This is a genomic window from Alistipes sp., from assembly GCF_020026455.1.
Taxonomy (GTDB): Bacteria; Bacteroidota; Bacteroidia; order Bacteroidales; family Rikenellaceae; genus Alistipes.
In genome coordinates, this window is record NZ_JAHHQJ010000005.1 from 128,585 (window position 1) to 153,386 (window position 24,802).

The window sequence follows — 24,802 nt, forward strand, 5'->3', positions numbered from 1 at the left end:
TTGCCAAATTTATGAAAAAATTTCATATCTTTGCGAAAGTCCTTTTCGCTTGGACGGACTGTCTCTCCCGGCATAGTCGCGAAAGCCCCTCTGCTCCGACGTGCTCCGTCTTTGCCGTCAAGGCTTCAGGTTAGGTTAAAAATGGACTTCTCGCGTTACGAAAAACTCCGCACGCTCGTGCGTACGAATTTCTCGGAACAGACCCGCGCACTCGTCGACGAGGCGCTGGAGTATGCCGACGGGAAACTCGCCGGATTGGTGCGCTACGACGGCTCGCCCCTCTTGGAGCATGCCGCCGCGGTGGCCGCGATCGTAATCTCGGAGGTGGGACTCGGACGCAACTCGTCCATCGCGTCAATTCTCCACGACGTCGTGCGCCTGGCCCACAAGCAGCTCCCCGCCGAGGAGTTCCTGGCCCTGAGCGCCGACATCCGCAGCCGCTTCGGCGACCAGGTCGTGGGCATCACCCTCGGGCTGGCCAACATCTCGGAGCTGAGACTCAAGGTGGCCAAGGAGCAGGCCGACAATTTCCGGGACCTGATCGTGAGCTACTCGGAGGATCCGCGCGTCATCCTGATCAAACTCGCCGACCGGCTCGAAGTGATGCGTTCGCTGGGGATGTTCCCCCGCGAAAAGTGGCGCAAGAAGAGTTGGGAGTCGATGAACCTCTACGCACAGATCGCCCACAAACTGGGTCTCTACTCGATCAAGAGCGAACTGGAGGACATCGCCCTGAAATACCTCGAGCCGAAGGATTACGAGCACATCGTCACGAAACTCGAAGAGAGCGCCGAGGAACGCAAGGCCTTCATCGGGCGGTTCCTCGTGCCGATCGAGCAGCGGCTGAACCTCCTCGGCATCAAATACCACATCAAAAGCCGCACCAAGTCGATCTTCTCGATCTGGAACAAGATGCACAAGCAGCACGTCCCCTTTGAGGGCGTCTACGACATCTTCGCCATCCGCATCATCATCGACTGTCCGCAGGAGGCCGAGAAACAGCTCTGCTGGACGGCCTATTCGGTGGTGACGGATTTCTACACGCCCAATCCCAAGCGCATGCGCGACTGGATCTCGATCCCCAAGTCGAACGGCTACGAGTCGCTGCACACCACCGTGTCGGCCGAAGGCCGATGGGTCGAGGTGCAGATCCGCACCGAACGCATGGATGCCGTGGCCGAGCGGGGCATCGCCGCACACTGGCGCTACAAGGGAGTCAACCAGGGGGCGCAGACCAGCGAAATGTGGCTGGGTCATCTGCGCGAACTGATCGAGGACACGACCCACTCGCTAGCACAGCGTTTCGACGCCAAGCCCGCCTCGGGCGAAATATTCGTATTCACGCCCAACGGCGATCTGAGGAAGCTCCCCGAGGGGGCCACGCTCCTCGACTTCGCCTTCGACATTCACACCTCGCTCGGATCGACGTGCGTGGGCGGAAAGGTCAACGGCCGCGCCGTGCCGATCCGCGAACAACTGCGCAACGGCGACATCGTGGAGATCAACACCCAGAAGAACCAGACACCCAAGTCGGACTGGCTGTCGCTGGTGGTGACCTCGAAGGCCCGCAACAAAATCAAGTCCTTCCTGCGCGAGGAGCAGGCCAAGCATACGCGCATGGGGCGCGAGGAGCTGGAACGCAAACTCAAGAACTGGAAATTGGGCATCACGATCGACGAGGCGGTGGCCTATCTGGCCAAATACTTCAAACTGAGGCTCGGAACGGAGGTTTACGCCCTGATCGCCACCCAGAAACTCGACTTCGGATCGATCAAGGAGATCCTCTCCCGCCACCTCTCGGGCGAGGCGGAGGAGGAGCGACGCGCCGCAGCCGCCGAAATCGAACGCCAAAAGGCCGCACAACACGGCGCACAGGAGAAGACCGCCCCGCAGGACGCGCTGGTGATCGACGACGACATCTCGAAAATCCAGTACAAGCTGGCCAAATGCTGCAACCCGATCAAAGGCGACGAGGTGTTCGGATTCGTGACGATCAACGCGGGGATCACCATCCACCGCTGCGACTGCCCCAATGCCAAGCGCATGCGCGAAAATTACCCCTACCGCGTGATCGACGCCCGCTGGCGGCAGTCGGCCGAAGGGGCGTTCCGCGTCACGATCCGCATCGTGGCGGCCGACACCACGGGAATGGCCAACCACATCACCGAGGTCATCGTACGCGATCTCAAACTGGGGATTCGCTCGATGAACTTCGCGCCCGCAGGGAACGGCTGCGTGGCGGGAGAAGTGGCCGTCGAGGTCCCCGGAGCGGCTGTCGTGGACACGCTCATTCACCAGATCATGCGCATCAAGGGTGTGCAGCGAGCCTTCCGCATCAACTAATTCCGCAAACTTCTTTTTTTTACCCACACAAACGATAAATGAATAACAACACAATCAGCGTCGTTTTCGCCGACCCATCGCACGCACACTACGCAGAGCGTATCTGTGACCTGATCTATGAGTCGGCCCTGCAGCGGGGTACGGGCATCGCAAAGCGGTCGCCCGAATACATCGCCGCAAAAATGACCGGTGGCAAGGCCGTCGTGGCGCTGGACGGTGAAAAACTGGTCGGGTTCAGCTATATCGAGTGCTGGGGTCACGGCGACTTCGTCGCCACCTCAGGACTGATCGTCGATCCCGAGTACCGCCATATGGGACTCGCGGAGCAAATCAAACGACGAACATTCGAGCTGGCCCGACGACGATTCCCGTATGCCAAGTTATTCAGTATCACGACGTCGCTGCCGGTCATGAAGCTCAACTCGCGGATGGGATACACCCCCGTAACCTTCTCGGAACTGACCGAGGACGAGGAGTTCTGGCGCGGCTGCGAAGGCTGCTGCAACTACGACATCCTGCAGCGCAACAACCGACGCATGTGCCTCTGCACGGGCATGCTCTACGATCCGACCAAGGAACCGCCCGCCAGGCAGTCGCGGCTGGCTCCCTACCGGATGTTTTTGCGGAACAAACTGAAAAAACTGTTTCATCTGAAGTAACGAATCCGATACAGGAGCCAGCCGATCGGCATGCGCCCATTCCCGGAGCTGGTCCGGGGGAGGGCTGCGCCAGACACCTTAAGCAGAAGGGGCCGGAACCGGGTCGGATCCGAAAATGCGGCCGCAGGCCGCGCCAACGGCCGGGGCGAGGATCGAAACCCCGGCAAAACAAAGCAAATAACAACAAAGACAATATCATGGAAACCAAGAAGAAAGTGGTTTTGGCGTTCAGCGGCGGTCTGGACACCTCGTTTTGTGTAAAATACCTCTCCGAAGAGAAGGGTTACGACGTTTACACGGCAATCGCCAACACGGGCGGCTTCTCGAAACCCGAACTCGAGAAGATCGAAAAGCGCGCCATGAAACTGGGTGCCGCAGCCCACGCAACGCTCGACATTGAGCAGGAATACTACGAGAAAAGCATCCGCTACATGGTCTTCGGCAATATCCTGCGCAACGGGACCTATCCCATTTCGGTAAGTTCGGAGCGCATTTTCCAGGCCATCGCCATCATCGAATATGCCAAACGGATCGGCGCCGACGCCGTGGCCCACGGGTCGACAGGTGCGGGCAACGACCAGGTGCGCTTCGACCTGACGTTTCAGATCCTCGCCCCCGAAATCGAGATCATCACCCCGACACGCGACATGACCCTGACGCGCGAATACGAAATCGACTACCTGCGCAGACACGGAATCACGGCCGACTACAAGAAGATGGAGTACTCGATCAACAAGGGGCTGTGGGGAACCTCGATCGGCGGCAAGGAGACCCTCCACTCGGAGCAGACCCTCCCCGAGGAGGCTTACCCCAGCCAGATCACGGCCGAGGGCGAGGAGCGCCTCAAGCTCACCTTCGAGCAGGGCGAATTGGCGGCGGTCAACGGCACCCCCTATACGGACAAGGTCGAGGCCATCCGCGCCGTGGAGGCCATCGGCTCGAAATACGGCATCGGACGCGACATGCACATCGGCGACACGATCATCGGCATCAAGGGACGCGTGGGATTCGAGGCCGCCGCGCCGATCCTGATCATCGCCGCGCACAAGATGCTCGAAAAACACACGCAGACCAAATGGCAGATCTACTGGAAGGACCAGGTGGCGACCTGGTACGGCATGTTCCTCCACGAAGCGCAGTACCTCGAACCGGTGATGCGCGACATCGAGGCGATGCTCCTCTCCTCGCAGCGCAACGTGACGGGGACCGTGGAGCTGATCCTGAGACCGCGCAACTATACGCTTGTGGGCGTCGACTCGACGTTCGACCTGATGAAGACCGACTTCGGCGAGTATGGCGAGGTCAACAAGGCATGGTCGGCGGACGACGTGAAGGGATTCACGAAGATCCTCGGCAACCAGATCAAGATTTACCACAACGTACAGAAACGCAACAAGAAATGATCCGCGTCGGCATCATCGGAGGCGCCGGCTACACCGCCGGCGAACTGATCCGCCTGCTGGTGAACCATCCGCAGGCCGAGATCGCCTTCATCCACAGCTCCTCGAATGCGGGAAACCGCCTCGCAGAGGTCCACGGCGGGCTGGAGGGCGACAGCAGCATGCGGTTCTGCGACACGTACGACCTCGCGGAGGCCGATGTGGTCTTCCTCTGTTCGGCACACGGCCAGAGCCGGGTATGGATGGAAGAGAACCCGATCCCCGCAAACGTGAAAATCATCGACCTGGCGCAGGATTTCCGCGACGAGTCGTGCGGATTCGTCTACGGACTGCCGGAGCTGAACCGCGAGCGCATCCGCCGGGCGGAGCGTGTGGCCAACCCGGGCTGTTTCGCCACGGCGATCCAGCTGGCGCTGCTGCCGCTGGCCGCTGCGGGACTGCTGCAGGACGAGGTACATGTGACGGCGGTGACGGGATCGACGGGGGCGGGCGTGAAGCCCTCGGCCACGACCCATTTCAGCTGGAGGTCGGACAACATCTCGGTGTACAAGGCCTTCACCCACCAGCATCTCCTGGAGATCGGGCGCAACCTGCGGCGGCTGGAGCCGTCGTTCGACAGCGAAGTGAACTTCGTGCCGATGCGCGGCGACTTCACGCGGGGCATTCTGGCGAGCGTCTACACCGCCTGTCCGCTCGACGACGAAGCGGCATCGAAGTGCTACGCCGACTTCTACGCCACGGCGGCATTCACCCGCGTCACGGAGCGCAACGTGGACCTCAAGCAGGTGGTCAACACCAACAAGGCACTGCTCCACACGGCCAAGCACGGCGGGAAACTGCACATCGTATCGGTCATCGACAACCTGCTGAAAGGGGCATCGGGACAGGCCGTGCAGAACATGAACCTGATGTTCGGACTCGACGAAAAGGAGGGGCTGCGGTTAAAGGCCGCGGCATTCTGAGAAATCGCCGCAGAGCGGCAGGAGCCTCCCGCAGTTCCGTCCGGAGCGGGAAGGAAGCAGCTCGGGCGGAGCCTTGGCAACGGGGCCGGAGGCGGTTGCAAGTACGCTTCAGGCGTCCGGGTGAACGCATCCGGCGAAGAGGCTCCGCAGGGAAGGGCATGCGGGAGGTTTTACGCCGCCTTTACCACCAAAAGCGGCAAGAAAAAAAGAGTAAAATATGGAATTATTCAACGTATATTCGCTTTATCCGATCGAACCCGTCCGGGGGCGGGGCTGCTACGTTTACGACGCGGCGGGAACCGAGTACCTCGACCTCTACGGCGGCCATGCCGTGATCTCGATCGGGCATGCGCAGCCCGACTACGTGCGGGCCGTGCAGGAGCAGGTCTCTCGTCTCGGATTCTACTCCAACTCGGTCGAAAATTCGCTCCAGAAGCAGTTGGCGGAGCGGCTGGGCCGCGTTTCGGGGTATGACGACTACCGCCTCTTTCTCTGCAACTCGGGGGCCGAAGCCAACGAGAACGCCCTGAAGCTGGCTTCGTTCCACACGGGACGGTCGAAGGTGCTGGCCGTCTCGAAGGCCTTTCACGGCCGCACGTCGGGGGCCGTCGCCGTGACGGACAACCCGGCGATCCAAGCGCCCTTCAACCGCACGCCGAACGTGGAGTTCACCCCTCTGAACGACATCGAGGCGATGCGCGGGAAACTCGCGACGCGCCAATTCGCGGCGGTGATCGTCGAGGGCATTCAGGGCGTCGCGGGCATTCACGCCCCGACGGACGAATTTCTGCGCGCCGTGCAGGCCGCGGCGACCGAGACCGGAACGCAGCTGGTGCTTGACGAAATCCAGTCGGGATACGGCCGCACGGGCCGCTTCTTCGCCCACCAGGCAGCCGGCATCCGGCCCGACCTGATCACCATGGCCAAAGGCATGGGCAACGGATTCCCGATCGGCGGCGTGCTCATAGCCCCCCACTTCGAGGCGCGTCCGGGACTGTTGGGAACCACCTTCGGCGGCAATCATCTGGCCTGCGCGGCGGCAATCGCCGTGCTGGAGGTGATCGAGCGCGAAGCTCTGATGGAAAACGCCGCCACGGTCGGCGACTACCTCCTGGCCGGGCTGCGCCGCATGAGCTCCCTGAAAGAGGTGCGCGGACGCGGTCTGATGATCGGCATGGAGATCGACGGATCGGGTTCGGAACTGCGCAAGAAACTGCTCTTCGAAAAGCACATATTCACGGGCGGGGCCGGAGTTTCGACCGTCAGGCTGCTCCCGGCGATGTGTCTCACGCACGAAATGGCGGACCGCTTCCTCGCGGCATTCGACGAGGTGAACGGGTAGAGAAGCCCCTCCGCATTTCGGCAGCAGGGCCGCAGGCGGCAACGCCCCGCCGGAGCGGGTTCCGGATCAAGCAACAAGAAACGAAAAAGCAACAAATTCATGGATAAATTCACCTGCGTACAAGACATCGGCGACCTTCGTCAGGCTGTCGCCGAAGCATTGGAGATCAAGCGCGACCGCTTCCAGTTCACGGGGCTGGGACGCAACCGGACGCTGCTGATGCTCTTCTTCAACTCAAGCCTCCGCACGCGGCTTTCGACCCAGAAGGCCGCCATGAACCTCGGAATGAACGTCATGGTCCTCGACGTCAACCAGGGGGCATGGAAACTCGAAACCCAGCGGGGTGTGGTGATGGACGGCGACAAGGCCGAGCACCTGCTGGAGGCCATCCCGGTCATGGGATCCTACTGCGACGTGATCGGCGTGCGCTCGTTCGCACGCTTTCAGGACAAGGCCGAAGATTACGAGGAGCGCGTGCTGGAGCAGTTCATCCGCTACTCGGGCCGCCCGGTATTCTCGATGGAGGCCGCGACGCGCCATCCGCTGCAGAGCTTCGCCGATCTGATCACCATCGAAGAGCACAAGACCGTGGAGCGTCCGAAGGTCGTGATGACCTGGGCACCGCATCCCAACGCCCTGCCGCAGGCCGTGCCCAACTCGTTTGCCGAGTGGATGAACGCCGCGGACTACGATTTCGTGATCACCCATCCCGAAGGTTACGAGCTCGACCCGAAGTTCGTGGGCTCGGCGCGCGTCGAATACGACCAGCACAAGGCCCTCGAAGGCGCCGACTTCGTCTACGCCAAGAACTGGGCCGCCTATGCGGACCCCAATTACGGCAAGGTGCTCTCACGCGACCGCGCGTGGACGGTCGATGCGGAGAAGATGTCGCTCACGAACAACGCCCGTTTCATGCACTGTCTGCCCGTGAGGCGCAACATGATCGTCTCGGACGAAGTGATCGAGTCGCCCCGCTCGCTGGTGATCCCCGAGGCCGCAAACCGCGAAATCGCGGCACAGGTGGTGCTCAAACGACTGCTGGAGGGGCTGAACTGATGGAACGGATCACAGTCGTAAAAATCGGCGGCAACGTCATCGACAACCCCGCGGCGCTGAAGCGCTTCCTGAAGGAGTTTGCCGCGCTGGAAGGGCCCAGGATCCTCGTGCACGGAGGAGGAAAACTCGCCACACGTCTGGCCGAGCGGCTGGAGCTGAAGGTGCAGATGATCGACGGACGCCGCATCACCGACAAGGGAACGCTCGACGTGGTGACGATGGTTTATGCCGGGCTGATCAACAAGCAGGTAGTGGCCGGGCTCCAGGCCGAAGGCTGCAATGCCATCGGGCTCTCGGGAGCCGACGGAAACGCCGTCACGGCCCGGCGTCGCGCCCCCCAGCCGATTGACTACGGATTTGTGGGCGACATCGAGCGGGTGGACGCCGCGTTGCTGCGCCGGCTGCTCGAAGGCGGCATGGTGCCCGTATTCTCGGCCATCATGCACGACGGAAAAGGGACCCTGCTGAACTGCAATGCCGACAGCGTGGCTTCGGCCGTAGCGCTGGGCGCGGCGGAAATAGCCCCGACGGATCTGGTTTTCTGCTTCGAGAAGACCGGGGTTCTGCGCGACCCGGACGACGAGACGTCGCTGATCCGCCAGATCACGGACGCAACCTATCCGCAGCTCAAGGCCGACGGTGTGGTGAGCAAAGGGATGATCCCCAAGATCGAAAACGCCCTGAAAGCCGTCGCGAAAGGGGTGCGGAGCGTTACCATCAAACATTCGGACAATTTACGGAACGACACAGGAACACTGATCCGGAATTCATGATTCGAAAATGAACCATTCGGAATTGGACAAATCGGTTACAGAGGCCGTCGAGCTCTTGAAAGCGCTGATCGCGACACCCTCCCGATCGCGCGACGAGGCGCGCACGGCAGACCTGCTCCACGCATTTCTCGCACAACGCGGAGCGGCTCCCGAACGCCTTGCGAACAACGTCTGGGCCCGGGCAGAGCACTTCGCCCCCGCACGTCCGACACTGCTGCTGAACTCGCACCACGACACGGTGCGCCCGGCAGCATCGTACACGCGGGATCCCTACACGCCTGCAATCGAGGACGGAAGGCTCTACGGCCTGGGGAGCAACGACGCGGGGGCTTCGGTCGTGAGTCTCGTCGAGACCTTCCTAAGGTTCCGCACTCGGCCGCTGCCCTTCAACCTCGTGCTGGGGATCTCGGCCGAGGAGGAGTGCATGGGGCCCAACGGCATCCGCGCCCTGCTGCCCGCTCTGGGGCGTGTGGACATGGCCCTCGTGGGCGAACCGACAGGCATGCAGGCCGCGCTGGGCGAACGGGGGCTGGTCGTGGTGGACTGCACGGCGCACGGAAAAAGCGGGCATGCGGCACGCAGCGAGGGGGAAAACGCCCTCTACATCGCGCTGGACGACATCGCGCGGCTGCGCTCCCTGCGCTTCGGGAGGGAATCGGAACTGCTCGGCCCGATCGGAATTGCGGTGACGCAGATCGAAGCGGGCACGCAGCACAACGTCGTGCCCGACACGTGCCGTTTCGTCGTGGACGTCCGCACGACGGACGCCTACTCGAACGAGGAGACGGTCGAAATCCTGCGGGCGGCCCTCCGCTCAGACGTCGTGCCCCGGTCAACGCACATCCGCGCCGCAGCGGTCGGCGAAGAACATCCGCTGGTGAGGGCGGCCATCGCCGCAGGGCGCAGAACCTATGTCTCGCCGACCACCTCGGACCGCACGCTGATGCCGTTCCCGGCGCTCAAGATGGGCCCCGGGGAGTCGTCGCGGTCGCACACGGCCGACGAATTCGTCCTCCTCGGGGAGATTGCCGAGGGAATAGCCATCTATGAAACCTACATCGAAAAACTGGCACAGGAATATGAGCAGCACTAAACTTTGGGACAAAGGCTACGAGCCGGACAAAATGATCGAGGAATACACCGTGGGCGACGACCGCGAACTGGACATGCGCCTGGCGCGCTACGATGTCGAAGGGTCGCTGGCGCATATCGCCATGCTCGAAACAATCGGGCTACTGACGGCCGAAGAGCTCGAAAAACTCACCGCGGGACTCCGCGAAATCGCCGCGGAGATCGAAGCCGGACGCTTCGCAATCGAACCCGGCACGGAGGACGTTCATTCGCAGGTCGAGCTGATGCTCACCCGCCGGCTGGGCGACGCCGGCAAGAAGATACACTCGGGACGATCGCGCAACGATCAGGTGCTCGTGGACCTCAAACTGTTCCTGCGCGACGAACTGAAGCAGGTGGCCGACGCCGTGAAAACCCTCTTCGACCGGCTGCAGAAGCTGAGCGAGCAATACAGGGAGGTGCTGATGCCGGGATACACCCACCTCCAGATCGCCATGCCGTCGTCGTTCGGGCTGTGGTTCGGGGCTTATGCCGAGACACTCGTGGACGACATGCGTCTGGTGGCCGCCGCATGGCACATAGCCAACCAGAACCCGCTGGGATCGGCCGCCGGATACGGCTCGTCGTTCCCGCTCGACCGCACGATGACCACCCGACTCATGGGATTCGAGACGCTGCACTATAACGTCGTGGCGGCACAGATGAGCCGCGGCAAGAGTGAACGCGCCGCAGCGGCCGCCATCGCCGCCGTGGCCGCAACGATCGGCCGGCTGGCGATGGACGTATGTCTGTTCATGAGCCAGAACTTCGGATTCGTCTCGCTGCCCGACGAGCTGACAACCGGATCGAGCATCATGCCCCACAAGAAGAATCCCGACGTCTTCGAAATCATGCGCGGGCGCTGCAACCGGCTGCAGGCGGTACCCAACGAGATCGCCCTGCTGACGACGAACCTGCCGGTGGGCTATCACCGCGACCTGCAGCTGCTGAAGGACATCCTCTTCCCGGCGACGACGGAGATCAAACGCTCGCTCGCGATGTGCGACTTCATGCTGGCGCACATCCGCGTCAACGAGCACATCCTCGACGACAAAAAATACGACTATCTGTTCACGGTGGAGGACGTCAACCGGATGGTGCTGGCGGGTACGCCCTTCCGCGAGGCCTACAAACAGGTGGGGATCGCCGTCCAGAAGGGCCAATACACCCCCACCCGCGAGGTGAACCACACGCACGAAGGCAGCATCGGCAACCTCTGCACGGAGGAAATCCGCCGCAAGATGGAGCAGGTGATGCAGGAATTCGAATAGGCGGGGAGCCCTCAGGGAGAAAGAACAGCGTCTGCAACCAGAAATCGGATGGTTGCAGGCGCTATTTTTGCAGGTAATTCGTGGGATTTCCCGGCTTTTCAAAAAGCGTTCGTAATGAAAAAGCGGGTGTTCGTGATTAATACCCCCCGCTCGAATGAATTTATTTGGGTCTTGTGTCGTCAAGCCCTAAATTTGTCGCCGAAAAAAGGAAACAATTAATTATAACTTCGTATGAAAAACTTTTTCTTTAAAGCAGCCCTCTTCCTGACGATGCCGCTGATGGCTGCATCGTTTGTTTCGTGTGACGATGACGATACCCCTCCTCCCGCCCCCCAGTTCAAGTCGGAGCTCATCGGTACCTACACCCCCACCTTCATCAACTACCAGCTTCCGATGGCTGAGTCTGCCCAGGACTACTACTTTATCATAGAGCCCACCTGGAAGGAGGGTGTTAAACCCGAAACGCTGATGGTCGGTGGATTCCTGCCCATGCCCCAGGTTTTAGGTATCATGCAGGGTCTGGTATCGAACATCATTATGGGTGGTTTCGTAGAACTCGACCTGAAGAACAACGGTTCGTTCTCGGCCAAATACAAGAGTCTGATCCTGCCCGAAAATGCGGATATGTCGGCGATCATGGGTGCTCTTCTGGAGCCCAAGTTCGAAGAAACCGTGAAAGTGTTCCCCTCGTTAGAAACCGAGGCCGTTATCCCTGCAGCCGCTTTGGGCTACTACACCGATGATAACGCCGACAAGTTCTACTTCACCATCAGCAAGGATTTCCTGAAGATGGTCGGAGAGAAGATGGAGCAGCCGACCAACCTGGTAGAGCTGATCGAGGGCGTCATTGCATCGTCCTCGCTGGATATTCAGTCGACCGAAAAGTACTTCGCCATCCCCTTGAAATACACGGTCGAGAGCAAAGGTGCGCTAACCCTCTACATCGATCTCGGGATGATCAAGCCCTACCTGCCGCTGATCAAGGCTGCTGTTGCCAACGTTCCCCCGATAATGAATATGATCAATCTGAAGGACACGATAGATCTCATCTTCAACAATGTGAGCGAGTTGAAAATGAAGCTCCTCCTGCAGAAGAAATAGGGATCGAGACGATTCACAAACCGAAGAAACGAAGCCATGCGGAGATTCCGCATGGCTTCGTTTTTGGGAGGTATTTCGGCAAACACATCAGGGGCCAGTCCTTCGGACACAAAAATAGCGGCTGCAACTATTCGATTCGTAGTTACAGCCGCTATTCTTTTGCCGATCCGGGATATTACCGGCAGCAGTCCGGATGCTGCATGTTGTCTTGCCGGTGCACCCTCCGGATGGAGCGACTTCCACCGCCGGGAAGATCCTCGACCCGAAGTCGGCCCTTTGGAAAGGGCCGGAGCAACGCCGCGCTTGCGTGCGGCGTCTGCCCGAAGCTGCGGATTCCCGATTATTTGATGCGCTCGTAGTACTCACGGGTACGGGTGTCGACACGGATCCGGTCGCCCGTATTGATGAACAGCGGCACACGGATCGTGGCGCCGTCCTTCGCCGTTGCGGAGTTCACCGTCGCGGGTTTCAGCGAGTTGGTCGACGCCGTGTCGCCCTTGATACCCGGCTCGGTGTAGATCACCTCCATATCGACGATCGGAGGAAGCTCGGCCGAAAGAACGGCCTCCTTCTCGGTGTGGAACATCACCTCGACGATCTGACCGTCGGTGATCAGGTCGTAGTTGCTGATCAGGTTCCGGTCGATGTTGATCTCCTCGAAAGTCTCGGTGTGCATGAAGTGGGCTCCCAGGTCATCCTCATAGGTGAACTGGTAGGGACGGCGCTCAACGCGCACCTGCTCGATCTTCTGGCTTACCGACGAGAAGGTGTTTTCAAGCACACGCCCGTTTTCCAGATTCTTGAGTTTCGAACGGACGAAGGCAGGGCCCTTGCCCGGTTTGCAGTGCTGGAAATCGACCACAAGGAACGTCTTGCCGTCCATTTCGATACACATGCCGATCTTGATGTCAGCTGCTGTAATTGTCATAGGAATATGGTTTATAATTGTTGTTTTTCAGCGGCGCGAAGTTACGAAAAAAATCCGGAACTTCCTATTCCCGGAGACTCGCCCCCAGGCAAACGCACGCAGTTGGTTCTCAAAGCTCTATCGACTTGCATTTGAGGCCCATCTGACGGATCTTCTCCAGGGTCCGGGGAAGCGCGTAACGCATGTTGCGGAAGGCTTTTTCGCTGTCGTGGAACACCACGATGGCTCCCGGAGCGAGGTATTTCGTGACGTTCTTCAGACAGGTGCGGGGCGACAGGCGGCGGTTGTAGTCGCGCGAGATGATGTCCCACATCACCAGTTTGTAGCGCTGGCCCAGAAAACGCGCCTGGGCCGGAGTGATGCGCGCATAGGGAGGACGGAACAGCTCGCTATGGATCAGATCGTTGGCAAAATCGACGTCCTCCGTATAGCGTTCAAGGCTCATGCACCACCCCTTCTGGTGCGAATAGGTGTGGTTGCCCACCTTGTGCCCGGCGTCGAGAATGCGCCGGTAGAGGTCGGGGTACATCTCGACGTTTTTACCCAGCACGAAGAACGTCGCCTTGGCATCGTACTTGTCCAGCGTCGAAAGGATCCACTCCGTGACGCCCGGCGTGGGACCGTCGTCGAAGGTCAGGAACACGCCGTCCGCATCGTCGATCTCCCAGATCAGGTCCGGCATCAGGCGCCGGATTATTTTTGGCGGTTTCAAACGCATAATGGGACAAAAATAGTGAAATTCCGCGCCATTTGGAAAAATATACGTATATTTGTGAGAAAGACAATCCAAACCTGACGACTATGAAAACATTTTACCGGACAGCAATTGCAATGCTGATTGTCGCTACGGCAGCAGGTTGCGACGCCTTCAGGACCCTGAACAATCCCAAAAAAAGCGCTCAGGGAAAACCCTACGAGCTGATCGTGGTATGTCCCCAGGCGGAATGGACGGGCGAAGTCGGAGATTCGCTGCGCGCGATCTTCACAGCCCCGGTACCCTATCTGAATCAGACAGAGCCGATCTTCGACGTGTTGCGCGTCACCGAACGCGGATTCACGGGCATGGTCGCCGACCACCGCAATATCCTCAAGGTACTGGTCGATCCGGAACTGAAGGAGACTTCGACCGCCGTGCAGTATGACGTGACGTCCGATCCGCAAATCGTGATGACGCTGCAGGGACCCAGCGACGAAGCACTGCTAAAATACCTCTCGGAGAACCGCGAGAACCTCGTTCAGGCTCTCGAAAAGGCCGAGCGCGACCGCACCGTGAAGGCCAACGAAAAATTTGGCAATCCCGGCATCGAGGCGGCCATCCGCAAAACCTTCGGCGTGGAGATGAAGGTGCCGAAGGGCTACACGCTGGCCGCAGAGAAGCCCGACTTCATCTGGGCCCGCAACGAGTATCCGACCGCCAGCCAGGGATTCTTCCTCTACTCCTACCCCTACGAAGGCAAGCAGTCGCTCTCGGAAGAGGCGCTGACAGCAGCCCGCAACAAGTTCGCAGCGATGATTCCCGGCCCGTCGGAGGATTCGTACATGACCACTGCGGACGCATTCGACCCGCACTACCGCATGTTCCGCATGGAGGGACGTCTGTGGTGCGAACTCCGCGGATTCTGGGACGTGAAGGGCGACTTCATGGGCGGCCCGTTCGTCAGCTATACGACCGTGGACACGGCCACCAACCGCGTCCTCACGCTCGACTGCTACGTCTACGCCCCCGATCTGAACAAACCCCACAAGCGCAACTACATGCGGGGCCTCGAACACCTGCTCTACTCGGTGCGTTTCCCCGGGCAGTAGCCCCCGGTGCCGCCGCGGAACTCCCGCCCGCGCGATGAGTAGAAACCGACCGACATGCAGCAGATACTGACATATGCCTTTCTTGTAATCTACACGGTCACGGTCCTCGGCATCGTTCTGGTCGTCATCACCGACAACCGGAACCCGCTGAAAACCCTGCCTTGGATCATTGTGCTGGTATTCGCTCCGGTCGTGGGGCTGGTCTTCTACTTTTTCTTCGGCCAGAACCTCTCCAAGCGGCGCATCATCTCGCGACGCACGCGCAAACGCATCACCATGCAGCTCGAAGAGGTTCACGACGACGAAGGTCCCGGCATTCCCGACGAGCACCTCCCGCTGGCCCGGCTGCTCGCCACGACAATACACTCCGTGCCGCTCTACGGAAGCCGCATCACACCCTACACCGACGGAAAGTCGAAGATGGAGGCCCTGCTGGCCGAAATAGCCCGGGCGAAGCACCACATACACATCCAGTATTACATCTTCAGCGACGATGAGACGGGCTGCCGCCTGCGCGACGCGCTGGTCGCAAAGGCCCGGGAAGGGGTCGAGGTGCGCATCCTCTACGACGATGTGGGGTGCAGCCGCGTGAAAAAGGCCTTTTTCGAGGGGATGCGCCGCGAGGGAATCGAGGTCTTCGCATTCCTGCACGTCAAGTTCCCGCTCTTCACCAGCAAGGTCAACTACCGAAACCACCGCAAAATAGCCGTCATCGACGGCTCCATCGGCTTCATCGGCGGCATGAACATCGCCGACCGCTACGTCTGCGGCACACAGTGGGGGTCGTGGCGCGACACCCACTTCCGGATCGAAGGCAGCGGAGCCGCCGGGTTGCAGGCCTCGTTCCTGAGCGACTGGTCGGCAACCACCAAGCGCCACATCGCGGGCTCGGAGTACTACCCCGCGGCGGAGCGCCACACGGAGGGCATGCTGCAGATCGTGCCAAGCGGTCCCTTCGGCAAGTGGAGAACCCTGCTGCAGGCCGACAGCTACGCCGTCTCGAACGCCCGGAAGCGGATCTGGATACAGACCCCCTACTACCTCCCGTCCGACGTGCTGAACTCGGCCCTGCAAGTGGCGGCGCTGGCCGGCATCGACGTAAGGCTGATGCTCCCGGCGCGCTCCGACTCGAAGGTCGTGGACCTGGCCTCGCACTCCTATCTCGACGACATGATGAAGGCCGGGGCGAAGATTCTATTCTACAAACCCGGCTTCCTCCACTCCAAACTGCTGATCATCGACGACGCACTGACCGTCATCGGATCGGCGAACATGGATTTCCGCAGTTTCGAACACAATTTCGAGATCAACGCCTTTGTTTACGACCGAGAACTCACGGCCCGCATGAGCGGAGTATTCGAGGACGACGCCTCGCGCTGCCACAGCCTGACACCCGGAGAGTGGTTCAACCGGCCGCGGCCGCGCCGCTGGGCGGAGTCGCTGATGCGGGTATTCTCGCCGCTGCTGTAATCCCGACCGAAAGGCAGGGCGGGCGGATTGTGCGAAACAGGATGCGGCCCTCGCAGAACGGATCGGGGCGGGCGGATTGCGCAAAACAGGGTTCGGCCCTCACGGAACGGATCGGAGGGAGGGACACAGGCCGGAGCGGATTGTTCCGGGGCCGGAGCAATAAGGGGTCATTCGGGGGAACGACCGGGAAAAGCAGGGTCTAAATGTCGACGATGCCGTTGCGGATGGCATAGACCACCAGCGAGGCGGTGTTCTTGCAGCCGGTTTTTTCGAGAATGTTGGCCCGGTGCTTGTCGACCGTGCGCTTCGAAATGAAAAGTTCGTCGGCGATCTCCTGATTCGACAGCCCCCGGCAGACGGCAACCAGGATTTCACGTTCGCGCGACGAGAGTTGTTCGTCCGCGGCATCTTCCCGTGTACGCATGCGTCCCGTGAGCGACGAAAGCAGCTGCGGCGAAAAATAACTGCCGCCCGCCGTCACCGTCTCGACAGCCTCGATCACATCCCCGATGTCGGAATCCTTCAGCAGGAAACCCCGCGCACCGGCCTCGACCATGCGCGAATAGTAACTCTCCTCGCCGAACATCGAGAGCGTGATGATTTTGAGATCGGGACGCTGGGCCAGTGCCCGCTCGGTAGTGTGCGCTCCGTCCAGCCCCGGCATGGCGAAATCCATGAACACGATATCAGCATCGAGGCCGCCGAGCATCGCCAGAAACTCCTCGCCGCTGGCGGCCTCGCCGACCACGCGGCATGCGGCGCAACGTTCGAGCAATCCCCGCAGACCGTCGCGGAAGAGCGAATGGTCGTCGACCAGAACAATCTTGTGCGGTTCCATCATCGGCGGCGTTTGCTGTTACGGTTCAACGGAGCAGGCGCCTCCTGGGTATTGACGCGGATGGCGGCGCGCATGCCCTTGCCCTTGGCCGAGGCGATGTCGAACGTGCCACCCAGCGAGTTGATGCGCGACGCGATGTTCGAAAGCCCCATGCCGCAGTCCATCATCGCATGCGGATTGAACCCGCGGCCGTTGTCGGTGTAGTCGAGCGTCAGTTCCGAGCCGTTCTGCGACAGCGAAAGGTTGATCTCGGAACAGGCGGCATGCTTGAGCGAGTTATTGATCAGCTCGCAGATCACACGGTAGAGAATCACCTCGATGTCGGTGTCGTAACGCTCCGAACGGAGGTTTGTCGTGAAGCGGATCTTCACGTCGTGCATCGCAGCGCTCTTGTCGATGAAGTTCTGGACACCCCGCGCCAGTCCGAAGTCGTTGAGCACGTGGGGCGAAAGGTTATTCGAAATCTCGCGCAGCGAGCGGATCGCCTCGTCGATCACATAGGTCGTATTGTCGATGATCTCGCGCTGCTCGGCATCGCGCTCCTCACGCGCAAGGGCCGTGAGCGACATTTTGGCCGAAGAGAGCAACGGCCCGAGACCGTCGTGCAGTTCCTTCGAGAAACGAGACCGGGCCTTCTCCTCGGTACGGAGCACGGCCGTAAGGATGCGTTTGTTGAGCAGCGACCGCTGGCGGTTCAGGCGGTTGATGTATTTGAACAGCTTGTGGGCGTACATCACGCCGATCGACAGGCAGACCGAAATCACGATCCCCAGATAGCCGAACCACCAGCGGGGAATGATCTCGAAGCCCGAGACGACAAGCAGCTGGATCAGACGCTCGACCGACAGCAGCGAAAAACCCACGATGAAAAGAATCCACACCGAATTGTACTTGGTGGTGCGCACCAGCCGGAGGGCATAGCCCGTGGCAACGCACTGGATGACGATGGCAATGACTAACAGACTCTTGATCAGCATAGGCGCCGGGATTTGCGGAGGTTATCTATTACAAAGATACGATTATTTCAGCACTTTGCCAAGCTTTTTCAACTGGCCGTAATCCGTCAGATCGACCTGCACGGGGACCACCGCCACGTACTTGTTGGCCAGGGCCCATTCGTCGGTGTCGACGGCGTCGGGCTCGCTGTTGACGAAGGCGCCCGTGAGCCAGAAATACTCCCGGCCCCGGGGATCCTCGTGGCGGAAGAACTCCTCGCGCCAGAAGCCGCGGTTCTGACGGCAGAGTTTGATCCCCTTGAGCTCCCCGACGCTGCCGACCGGAATGTTCACGTTCAGGCACAGCGGCAGTTCGACCGGCGCGGCAAGGAGGTCGCCGACGATCCGCCGGCCATAGGCCACTGCGGCCGAGAAGTCGGCGTCGGCGTCGTGGTCGTCGAGCGACAGCCCGACGGCCGGGCAGCCGTAGAAACTGCCCTCGATGGCGGCGCCCATTGTCCCGGAATAGAGGATGTTGACGGCCGAGTTGGAGCCGTGGTTCACGCCCGAGATCACCAGATCCACACGCTCGTCGCGCAACAGGTAGTCGAAGGCCATTTTGACGCAGTCGACCGGAGTTCCCGAGAAAGCGTAAACCGCAAGGTCCTCCTCCTCGCGGATGCGGCGCAAGTAAAGCGGGTTGTACATCGTGATGGCCTGGCTCATGCCGCTCTGTGTCGTCTCGGGGGCCACAACAACCACCCGCCCGAAGGCCCGCGCGACCTCTATGGCCGCCTCCAGACCCTTCGAATCGTATCCGTCGTCGTTGGTTACGAGTATCAGTCTTTCATTCATCGTTCAAATCGTTTTCCCGCAAAGATACGAATAATATCGCGCTTTTTTCATGCAATAGTTGCACGGTTCGGAAAATTCTTCCTATCTTTGCAGTCCCTTTCGGGCGTATATCAACCTCTTTCATTGGGCGCTACGGCGGATGCGGACGGCGGACGGCAACGGAAACCTCGTCTGCGGGATTACGGGCAAAGGACCCGTATGGTAGCCTCGGCGCAGCGGGAATGTCGAATGCGAAACACAAAAATTGTTGCAACAATGAACAAAGACGCAATCATCAAGCTCGTCAACGAGCAGATGTGGCCCAAGACGGACGTCGACGTGCCGTCGTTCAAGGCAGGTGACACGATCACCGTCTCCTACAAGATCATCGAGGGAAACAAGGAGCGCGTGCAGAGCTTCCGCGGTGTGGTTATCCAGATCAAGGGCTCGGGCAAGACCAAGATGTTCACGATCCGCAAGATTTCGAACGGCGTGGGCGTGGAGCGTATCTTCCCCCTCTACTCGCCTCACATCGACAAGATCGAGGTCAACAAGATCGGTGTCGTACGCCGTGCGCGCATCTACTACCTGCGCGACCTGACCGGCAAGAAGGCCCGCATCAAGGAGAAGCGCATGACCCGCACGGAGAAGAAATAATCCCGCGGTCGGAAAGAAAAACAGGATGCCTTTTCAGGCATCCTGTTTTTTTGTATCCGGGGGGGGGCCGGCCGACTCGTCGGCAATGCCACCGGCGGGTCGGGGCGGCATAGGGAACCGACAGGGGCGTCGGAGGACGAGGCCACCGGGTCGGGACAGGGCTGGGAACCGACCGGGAAGTTGGAGGACGAGGCCGGCGGGGATTTGAACAAGTGCGGCGCGGACGGGAAGTACCGAAGTACGTCCCATTCGCGCCGCACGAGACAAGGGCAAAAACACCCTCCCAAAGCGGAAATTAATCCTCTACGGGAATATCCTTGTTGACATTCTTCGAGCCTACCAGCGCATAGAAGAGCATGTAAGCCAGACCGGCGATGATCACCCAGTAGCTCGACAGGTAGTTGGAGACGTCGGCCACATAGCCCTGGATCAGCGGAAGGATACCGCCGCCGCAAACCATCACCATGAAGATACCCGAACCCATGGAGGTATATTTGCCGAGACCCTCAACGGCCAGGTTGAAGATGCCGCCCCACATCACCGACGTGCAGAGACCGCACAGCGTGAGGAACATGACACCGATGGGAACCTCGATCATGGCAAAGCCCGTACCCGTGAACACCGGCATGCGCCCCATCGTGCCGATCGGAGCAAAGATACCCAGCAGCACGAAGACCAATGCCGCGATGGAAACCGTCGTCAGCTGCACCTTGCTCGAGACCTTGCCGCCGACAACACCGCCGATCAGACGGCCGCACATCATCAGGAACCAGTAAGTACCCACAAGCGAGCCGGCAGCAGCGGCTGCCATGCCGATACCGGGGGTCGACGCGTCGGGTGCGGAGGTCAGGAACAGATTCATGAAGTTGGGGATGCCCACCTCGACACCTACATAGATAAAGATGGCCACCGTACCCAGCACGAAGTGACGGAACGACATGGCGCTGTGCTTGTCCTGCTTCTCGCTCTTGGCGTTTTGGATCGCAAAGGGTTCGGGAATGCGGACCGCCGCAAGCACAAAGAAGACCACGGCGAAGATACCCATGGCGATCCACAGTGCGGGAGCCGCATCGCTGATCGTCGCATTGGCGGCATTACCCATCAGGTAGCCCACGAGGATCGGAACGATGGTGGCCGAAATCGAGTTGAGCGAACCGCCGAACTGGATCAGCTGGTTGCCCTTCTTGCCGCCGCCGCCCAGCGTGTTGAGCATCGGGTTTACGACCGTGTTCAGCATACACATCGAGAAGCCCGAAACAAAAGCGCCGACCAGATAGATCGGGAAACTACCCGCAACGCCCGAAAGATACTGGATGCCCACGCCGACGAAACCCACGGCAACGGCGGCAAGCGCCGTCTTCTTATAGCCGATGCGCTTGAGCATCATGCCCGCCGGAATACCCATCACGGCATAGGCGATGAAATTGGCGAAGTTGCCCAGCTGGGACATCCAGTTCGCCACGGCGAACTGATTCTTCACGATGACGCCCAGCGGATTCGAAAGTCCCGTCACGAAGGAGATCATTGCAAAGAGCAAGAACATCATGACAATGGGCAAGGTGTAATTTTTCTTTTGTTCCATAAAATTTATCACTGTTTAGGTTAAAAGTTCGGGGTAAGTCATCGGTCCCGTTCGGCGATGTAGGCGCAGAGGTTGACCAGCGCCGAGCGGTATTCGGAATCGGGATAGTCGGCGAGCATCTCCACGGCACGCGTGATGTAGCCCTGCATCACCTCGGCGGCGGAAGCGAGCCCGCCCTCGTTCTCGACCGTGAAACGCAGGTATTCGACCTCTTCGTCGCTCTCGCGGCAGCGGGAGAGCCGCTCGAGCAGCTCCTTGCGGCGCGCCTCCGAAGCACGGTCGAGCACGAACAGCAGCGGAAGGGTGATTTTCCCTTCGCGCAGGTCGTTGTTGGCGGATTTGCCCGTATGGGCCGTCGGGGTATAGTCGAGAATGTCGTCCTGGATCTGGAAGGCCATGCCCACGGCTTCGCCGAAGCGGCGCATCGTGGCCACACGGTCGTGCGTGGCGCCCACGGCCAGCGCCCCGGCCGACGCGCTGACTCCCAGGAGGCTCGCGGTCTTCTTATAGATGATGTCGAGGTAGCCCTGACGGGTCATCGTGCTGTTGGCGGCACATTCGTCCTGCAGGACCTCGCCCTCGCACAGCGCGGCCATCGCCCCGCAGACGTGCGTGACGAGGTCGAACTGCCCGCTCTGCAAGCCGATGCTCATGTTCCTGGCGAGGATGTAATCGCCCAGAATCACGGCTTTGTGCGACTGCCAGCGGGCATTGGCCGAGGGTTTGCCGCGGCGCATGTCCGCCTCGTCGATCACGTCGTCGTGGATCAGCGATGCGACATGGATCATTTCGACCAGCATGGCGGCCAGGCAGGACCGGCGCCCTGCGGCGACTCCTTTCATCGGAGCGTTCATCGCTGCCGAAAGCATGACAAGCATGGGACGGATACCTTTGCCGCGGGCCGAAAGGGCATAACGCAACATATCGGAGAGCAGCTCCCCCTCGGCCGTGAACTGACGGTCGACAAATTCGTCAAGGGCCTCCAGTTCCGCAGTCACGGGTTTGCGGATGTCATCGAGTGTAATCATATCCGCAAAGATAGTCATTTTTCGCAATGAAGACACGGACTGTCAATGTTTTTTCGTACCTTTGGCAATCGGATAAGATACGCTGGAATGGATTTTTCGAACACTATGAGATCAAAACTGCTGCCGGCTCTGGCGGCTTTCGCGCTCTTTTTCGTGGTGAGCGCCGCCTATTTCGCCCCGCAGTTCCGAGGCGAAGCCCTGCCCCAGCACGACGTCATCCAATACGAGGGTATGGCCAAGGATATCAGCAACATGCGCGCCGAAACGGGCGAAGACCCGCAGTGGACGGGCGGCATGTTCGGCGGCATGCCGGCCTACCTGATCAACGTGGCCTATCCGGCCCAGCTGGTGAAGCGAACCGTCGGGCAGGTCGTGAAGAGCATCGACACCCCGGCCGGATTCTTGTTTTTCGCCATGGTTTCGATGTGGCTCATGCTGCTGATCGTCGGAATCAACCCGTGGGTGGGCATCGTCGCGGCGCTGGCCTACGGACTTTCGACCTACTTCCTGCTGATCATTGGCGCGGGGCATGTCACGAAAATGTGGGCGCTGGTCTACGCCCCGCTGATGATGGGCGGAGGCTGGATGACGCTCCGGGGCAATGTCTGGTGCGGCGCAGCGCTCACGGCCCTTGCCGCATCGCTCGAAATCGGCGCCAACCATCCGCAGATCACCTATTATTTCCTCGTGGCGATGGGCGCCTTCTGGATCAGCGAAGGAATCCGCTCGTTCAGGGAGGGGCGTCTGCGCGATTTCTCCCTGCGCACCGCGGCGCTCCTCGCGGCGGGCATTCTGGCCGTGGGGTCGAACTTCTCGCCCCTGTGGTACACGGCCCGCCATTCGAAGGAGACCATCCGCGGCGGTTCGGAGCTTGCAGCAACGGTCGAAGCCTCGAAAAACGGCCTCGCACTCGACTATGCGACGGCGTGGAGCTACGGCAAGGCCGAGACCCTCAACCTGCTCGTCCCCGACTTCATGGGCCGCGAATCGGGCACGACCTTCCCGGCCGACGGGCAGACGGCCGCCGTGCTGAACGACTACGGACTGCGCGGCGCGGCGCAGCAGCTCTCGGCCTACTGGGGCACGCAGCCCTACACGGGCGGACCGACCTATCTGGGGGCTGCGGCGGTGTTCCTCGCAGCGCTGGGCATCGCGCTGGTCCGGGGACGCAACAAATGGTGGATCATCGCCGCATGTGTCGTGATGATTCTGCTGGCCTGGGGACGCAACCTGATGGGATTCACCGAATTTGCTTTCAAATACCTGCCCGGATACAACAAATTCCGCACCGTATCGATGACGCTCGTCGTCGTGCAGTGGGCCGTGCCTCTGCTGGGAGCGTTGGCCCTGATGCGACTCTGGAAGGGGGAGATTCCCCGCAAGCAGCTGCTGCGGGCCCTGGCATGGGCCGCGGGAATCACCGGGGGAGCCTGTCTGCTGCTGGCCGTTGCCGGGAGTTCGCTCTTCGACTTCGGGCGCGCAGAAAGCACGGACTACATGACCGATACGTTCCGTCACCTCTTCGAAAGCAACAACATGCAGTCGTACATCGACCGCGGAATGGACATCGAATGGGCCGAAGCGACGGCCGGAGCGATGGCCGCCGACCGCGCGGAGATGATGCAGGCCGACGCATGGCGTTCGTTCGCGATGATTCTGCTGGCGGCGGGCGGCGTGGCGCTCTTCGCCCTGCGCCGGATCAACCGATACGTCCTGACGGGACTGCTCGCAGGCGTGATGCTGCTGGACCTCGTGCCGGTCAACCTGCGCTTCCTCTCGTCGGAGGATTTCGTATCGCCGCGCCACAAACAGGTGACGGCCTCAGCGGCCGACAGGGCGATCATGCAGGACAAGGACTCGGGATACCGGGTGCTGAACCTCACGGTAAGCCCCTTCAACGACGCCACGACCTCCTACTTCCACAGGTCGGTGGGCGGGTATCACGGGGCGAAGCTGGCCCGCTATCAGGATCTGATCGACCGCTACCTTTCCAACGTCGACGACGGAGTGCTCGACATGCTCAACACACGCTATCTGATCGTTCCGAGCAAGGAGGGGCAGCCCGAAGCACAACGACGCACGACGGCCTTCGGCGCGGCGTGGTTCGTCGACAGCATCGTCTACGCCCCCTCGGCGCAGGCCGAAATCGACCTGCTGGGAGAGACGAACCTCCGCACGACAGCGGTGGTCGCGGAGCAGAATCCCGTGAAGATCGCACCGCGGGGCATCTCTCTCGACAACCCCGCATCCGACCGGATCGAACTCACGGAGTACCGTCCGAATTACCTCAAATACGAATACACCCTCCCCGAAGAAGCAGTGGCGGTGTTCTCGGAGATTTTTTACGACCAGGGCTGGAAGGCCTGGATCGACGGCAAGGAGAGCCCCTACTTCCGGGCCGACTACGTCCTGCGGGCGATGGTGCTGCCCGCCGGCACGCACACCGTCGAATGGAGGTTCCGCGCACCGGGATGGACGGCTGCCGAGGGTGTGACGCTCGCGGCGTCGCTCGCAATCCTGCTGGGAGCCCTCGCCGCTCTGGTCTATTGGTTCAGGAAAGGAGAGAAAAGAGAGGAATAGAAAGGAAGCAGGGGGAGCACCGCGCAAATCAGGCGGTCGGACGGGAGGTGACCGATCCTCGAAGCCGTCCCTGATCCAAGGATGATTGAGCGGGAGGTCCGTCCGGTTCGTTTCCGGATCGGCAGCC

At 60.6% G+C, this 24,802-nt stretch carries 21 protein-coding genes; 14 read left to right on the forward strand and 7 right to left on the reverse strand.

Annotation, left to right across the window (positions count from 1 at the left end):
- Positions 1-141 precede the first annotated feature (141 nt).
- The 10 genes from QZ460_RS04455 to QZ460_RS04500 all read left to right on the forward strand — a co-directional run bounded on the left by QZ460_RS04455 (position 142) and on the right by QZ460_RS04500 (position 12,017).
- On the forward strand, positions 142-2,343 hold the full coding sequence (locus QZ460_RS04455; protein ID WP_290540381.1) for a RelA/SpoT family protein: 2,202 nt from the start codon (positions 142-144) through the stop codon (positions 2,341-2,343).
- 38 nt (positions 2,344-2,381) lie between these two features.
- The gene (locus tag QZ460_RS04460; protein ID WP_290540382.1) at positions 2,382-3,002 is read left to right on the forward strand and encodes a GNAT family N-acetyltransferase; all 621 of its coding nucleotides are present in this window, start codon (positions 2,382-2,384) and stop codon (positions 3,000-3,002) included.
- 197 nt (positions 3,003-3,199) lie between these two features.
- A complete protein-coding gene (argG, locus tag QZ460_RS04465; RefSeq protein WP_290540383.1) occupies positions 3,200-4,405 on the forward strand; it encodes an argininosuccinate synthase in 1,206 nt (401 codons plus the stop codon).
- Positions 4,402-5,364 carry an N-acetyl-gamma-glutamyl-phosphate reductase gene (gene argC, locus QZ460_RS04470; RefSeq protein WP_290540384.1) on the forward strand — a complete coding sequence of 321 codons (963 nt, stop codon included), beginning with the start codon at positions 4,402-4,404 and terminating at the stop codon, positions 5,362-5,364. Before argG ends, argC begins: the two co-directional genes overlap by 4 nt.
- A 217-nt stretch (positions 5,365-5,581) precedes the next feature.
- Positions 5,582-6,706 carry an aminotransferase class III-fold pyridoxal phosphate-dependent enzyme gene (locus QZ460_RS04475; protein ID WP_290540385.1) on the forward strand — a complete coding sequence of 375 codons (1,125 nt, stop codon included), beginning with the start codon at positions 5,582-5,584 and terminating at the stop codon, positions 6,704-6,706.
- A 99-nt stretch (positions 6,707-6,805) separates the two neighbouring features.
- A complete protein-coding gene (locus tag QZ460_RS04480; protein WP_290540386.1) occupies positions 6,806-7,762 on the forward strand; it encodes an acetylornithine carbamoyltransferase in 957 nt (318 codons plus the stop codon).
- A complete protein-coding gene (gene argB / locus QZ460_RS04485) occupies positions 7,762-8,535 on the forward strand; it encodes an acetylglutamate kinase (protein ID WP_290540387.1) in 774 nt (257 codons plus the stop codon). Before QZ460_RS04480 ends, argB begins: the two co-directional genes overlap by 1 nt.
- A 7-nt stretch (positions 8,536-8,542) precedes the next feature.
- A complete protein-coding gene (locus QZ460_RS04490; protein ID WP_290540388.1) occupies positions 8,543-9,628 on the forward strand; it encodes a M20 family metallo-hydrolase in 1,086 nt (361 codons plus the stop codon).
- A complete protein-coding gene (gene argH, locus QZ460_RS04495; protein WP_290540389.1) occupies positions 9,615-10,916 on the forward strand; it encodes an argininosuccinate lyase in 1,302 nt (433 codons plus the stop codon). The genes QZ460_RS04490 and argH overlap by 14 nt, the downstream gene beginning before the upstream one ends.
- Before the next feature lie 231 nt (positions 10,917-11,147).
- Positions 11,148-12,017: a hypothetical protein gene (locus tag QZ460_RS04500; protein ID WP_290540390.1), complete on the forward strand. Its 870-nt coding sequence runs from the start codon at positions 11,148-11,150 to the stop codon at positions 12,015-12,017.
- Positions 12,018-12,357: 340 nt separating this feature from the next.
- Here QZ460_RS04500 and efp read toward each other — a convergent pair whose 3' ends face one another.
- Together efp and QZ460_RS04510 are read right to left on the reverse strand one after the other, a co-directional pair.
- Complete coding sequence (gene efp / locus QZ460_RS04505) at positions 12,358-12,945, reverse strand: elongation factor P (protein WP_290540391.1); 588 nt, start codon at positions 12,943-12,945, stop codon at positions 12,358-12,360.
- A gap of 109 nt (positions 12,946-13,054) precedes the next feature.
- Entirely contained in the window at positions 13,055-13,627 is a 573-nt protein-coding gene (locus QZ460_RS04510; RefSeq protein ID WP_290540392.1) for a polysaccharide deacetylase family protein, read from the reverse strand.
- A 119-nt stretch (positions 13,628-13,746) separates the two neighbouring features.
- Here QZ460_RS04510 and QZ460_RS04515 point away from each other — a divergent pair, with 119 nt between their 5' ends.
- Together QZ460_RS04515 and cls are read left to right on the forward strand one after the other, a co-directional pair.
- Positions 13,747-14,751, forward strand: a complete 1,005-nt coding sequence (locus QZ460_RS04515) for a DUF4837 family protein (RefSeq protein WP_290540393.1) — start codon at positions 13,747-13,749, stop codon at positions 14,749-14,751.
- Positions 14,752-14,805: 54 nt separating this feature from the next.
- The gene (gene cls / locus QZ460_RS04520) at positions 14,806-16,221 is read left to right on the forward strand and encodes a cardiolipin synthase (RefSeq protein ID WP_290540394.1); all 1,416 of its coding nucleotides are present in this window, start codon (positions 14,806-14,808) and stop codon (positions 16,219-16,221) included.
- Positions 16,222-16,420: 199 nt separating this feature from the next.
- On the opposite strand, the gene QZ460_RS04525 is transcribed toward cls, so the two are convergent.
- The 3 genes from QZ460_RS04525 to surE are packed head-to-tail and all read right to left on the reverse strand — an operon-like array spanning position 16,421 to position 18,849.
- Entirely contained in the window at positions 16,421-17,059 is a 639-nt protein-coding gene (locus tag QZ460_RS04525; protein ID WP_290540395.1) for a response regulator transcription factor, read from the reverse strand.
- Entirely contained in the window at positions 17,059-18,036 is a 978-nt protein-coding gene (locus tag QZ460_RS04530; protein WP_290540396.1) for a sensor histidine kinase, read from the reverse strand. The genes QZ460_RS04525 and QZ460_RS04530 overlap by 1 nt, the downstream gene beginning before the upstream one ends.
- Positions 18,037-18,078: 42 nt before the next feature.
- Positions 18,079-18,849 carry a 5'/3'-nucleotidase SurE gene (gene surE, locus QZ460_RS04535; protein WP_290540397.1) on the reverse strand — a complete coding sequence of 257 codons (771 nt, stop codon included), beginning with the start codon at positions 18,847-18,849 and terminating at the stop codon, positions 18,079-18,081.
- Between the two features lie 255 nt (positions 18,850-19,104).
- Here surE and rplS point away from each other — a divergent pair, with 255 nt between their 5' ends.
- The gene (rplS, locus tag QZ460_RS04540; protein WP_290540398.1) at positions 19,105-19,485 is read left to right on the forward strand and encodes a 50S ribosomal protein L19; all 381 of its coding nucleotides are present in this window, start codon (positions 19,105-19,107) and stop codon (positions 19,483-19,485) included.
- 295 nt (positions 19,486-19,780) lie between these two features.
- Here the strand turns inward: rplS and QZ460_RS04545 are convergent, their stop codons facing one another.
- Both QZ460_RS04545 and QZ460_RS04550 read right to left on the reverse strand, forming a co-directional pair.
- Entirely contained in the window at positions 19,781-21,067 is a 1,287-nt protein-coding gene (locus QZ460_RS04545) for an MFS transporter (protein WP_290540399.1), read from the reverse strand.
- A gap of 38 nt (positions 21,068-21,105) precedes the next feature.
- On the reverse strand, positions 21,106-22,095 hold the full coding sequence (locus tag QZ460_RS04550) for a polyprenyl synthetase family protein (protein ID WP_290540400.1): 990 nt from the start codon (positions 22,093-22,095) through the stop codon (positions 21,106-21,108).
- 87 nt (positions 22,096-22,182) lie between these two features.
- Between QZ460_RS04550 and QZ460_RS04555 the strand changes: the two genes are divergently transcribed.
- Entirely contained in the window at positions 22,183-24,675 is a 2,493-nt protein-coding gene (locus QZ460_RS04555) for a YfhO family protein (protein ID WP_290540401.1), read from the forward strand.
- Positions 24,676-24,802 lie beyond the last annotated feature (127 nt).

Excerpts from the sequence above, each read along its gene's own strand:
- cls (WP_290540394.1), top strand. The coding sequence starts at position 14,806 with ATGCAGCAGATACTGACATATGCCTTTCTTGTAATCTACACGGTCACG.
- efp (WP_290540391.1), bottom strand. The coding sequence starts at position 12,945 with ATGACAATTACAGCAGCTGACATCAAGATCGGCATGTGTATCGAAATG.
- QZ460_RS04545 (WP_290540399.1), bottom strand. The coding sequence starts at position 21,067 with ATGGAACAAAAGAAAAATTACACCTTGCCCATTGTCATGATGTTCTTG.
- rplS (WP_290540398.1), top strand. The coding sequence starts at position 19,105 with ATGAACAAAGACGCAATCATCAAGCTCGTCAACGAGCAGATGTGGCCC.
- QZ460_RS04530 (WP_290540396.1), bottom strand. The coding sequence starts at position 18,036 with ATGCTGATCAAGAGTCTGTTAGTCATTGCCATCGTCATCCAGTGCGTT.
- QZ460_RS04480 (WP_290540386.1), top strand. The coding sequence starts at position 6,806 with ATGGATAAATTCACCTGCGTACAAGACATCGGCGACCTTCGTCAGGCT.
- argH (WP_290540389.1), top strand. The coding sequence starts at position 9,615 with ATGAGCAGCACTAAACTTTGGGACAAAGGCTACGAGCCGGACAAAATG.
- QZ460_RS04550 (WP_290540400.1), bottom strand. The coding sequence starts at position 22,095 with ATGATTACACTCGATGACATCCGCAAACCCGTGACTGCGGAACTGGAG.
- argG (WP_290540383.1), top strand. The coding sequence starts at position 3,200 with ATGGAAACCAAGAAGAAAGTGGTTTTGGCGTTCAGCGGCGGTCTGGAC.
- QZ460_RS04460 (WP_290540382.1), top strand. The coding sequence starts at position 2,382 with ATGAATAACAACACAATCAGCGTCGTTTTCGCCGACCCATCGCACGCA.
- QZ460_RS04455 (WP_290540381.1), top strand. The coding sequence starts at position 142 with ATGGACTTCTCGCGTTACGAAAAACTCCGCACGCTCGTGCGTACGAAT.
- QZ460_RS04510 (WP_290540392.1), bottom strand. The coding sequence starts at position 13,627 with ATGCCGGACCTGATCTGGGAGATCGACGATGCGGACGGCGTGTTCCTG.
- QZ460_RS04515 (WP_290540393.1), top strand. The coding sequence starts at position 13,747 with ATGAAAACATTTTACCGGACAGCAATTGCAATGCTGATTGTCGCTACG.
- QZ460_RS04555 (WP_290540401.1), top strand. The coding sequence starts at position 22,183 with ATGGATTTTTCGAACACTATGAGATCAAAACTGCTGCCGGCTCTGGCG.
- argC (WP_290540384.1), top strand. The coding sequence starts at position 4,402 with ATGATCCGCGTCGGCATCATCGGAGGCGCCGGCTACACCGCCGGCGAA.
- surE (WP_290540397.1), bottom strand. The coding sequence starts at position 18,849 with ATGAATGAAAGACTGATACTCGTAACCAACGACGACGGATACGATTCG.
- QZ460_RS04490 (WP_290540388.1), top strand. The coding sequence starts at position 8,543 with ATGAACCATTCGGAATTGGACAAATCGGTTACAGAGGCCGTCGAGCTC.
- QZ460_RS04525 (WP_290540395.1), bottom strand. The coding sequence starts at position 17,059 with ATGGAACCGCACAAGATTGTTCTGGTCGACGACCATTCGCTCTTCCGC.
- QZ460_RS04500 (WP_290540390.1), top strand. The coding sequence starts at position 11,148 with ATGAAAAACTTTTTCTTTAAAGCAGCCCTCTTCCTGACGATGCCGCTG.
- argB (WP_290540387.1), top strand. The coding sequence starts at position 7,762 with ATGGAACGGATCACAGTCGTAAAAATCGGCGGCAACGTCATCGACAAC.
- QZ460_RS04475 (WP_290540385.1), top strand. The coding sequence starts at position 5,582 with ATGGAATTATTCAACGTATATTCGCTTTATCCGATCGAACCCGTCCGG.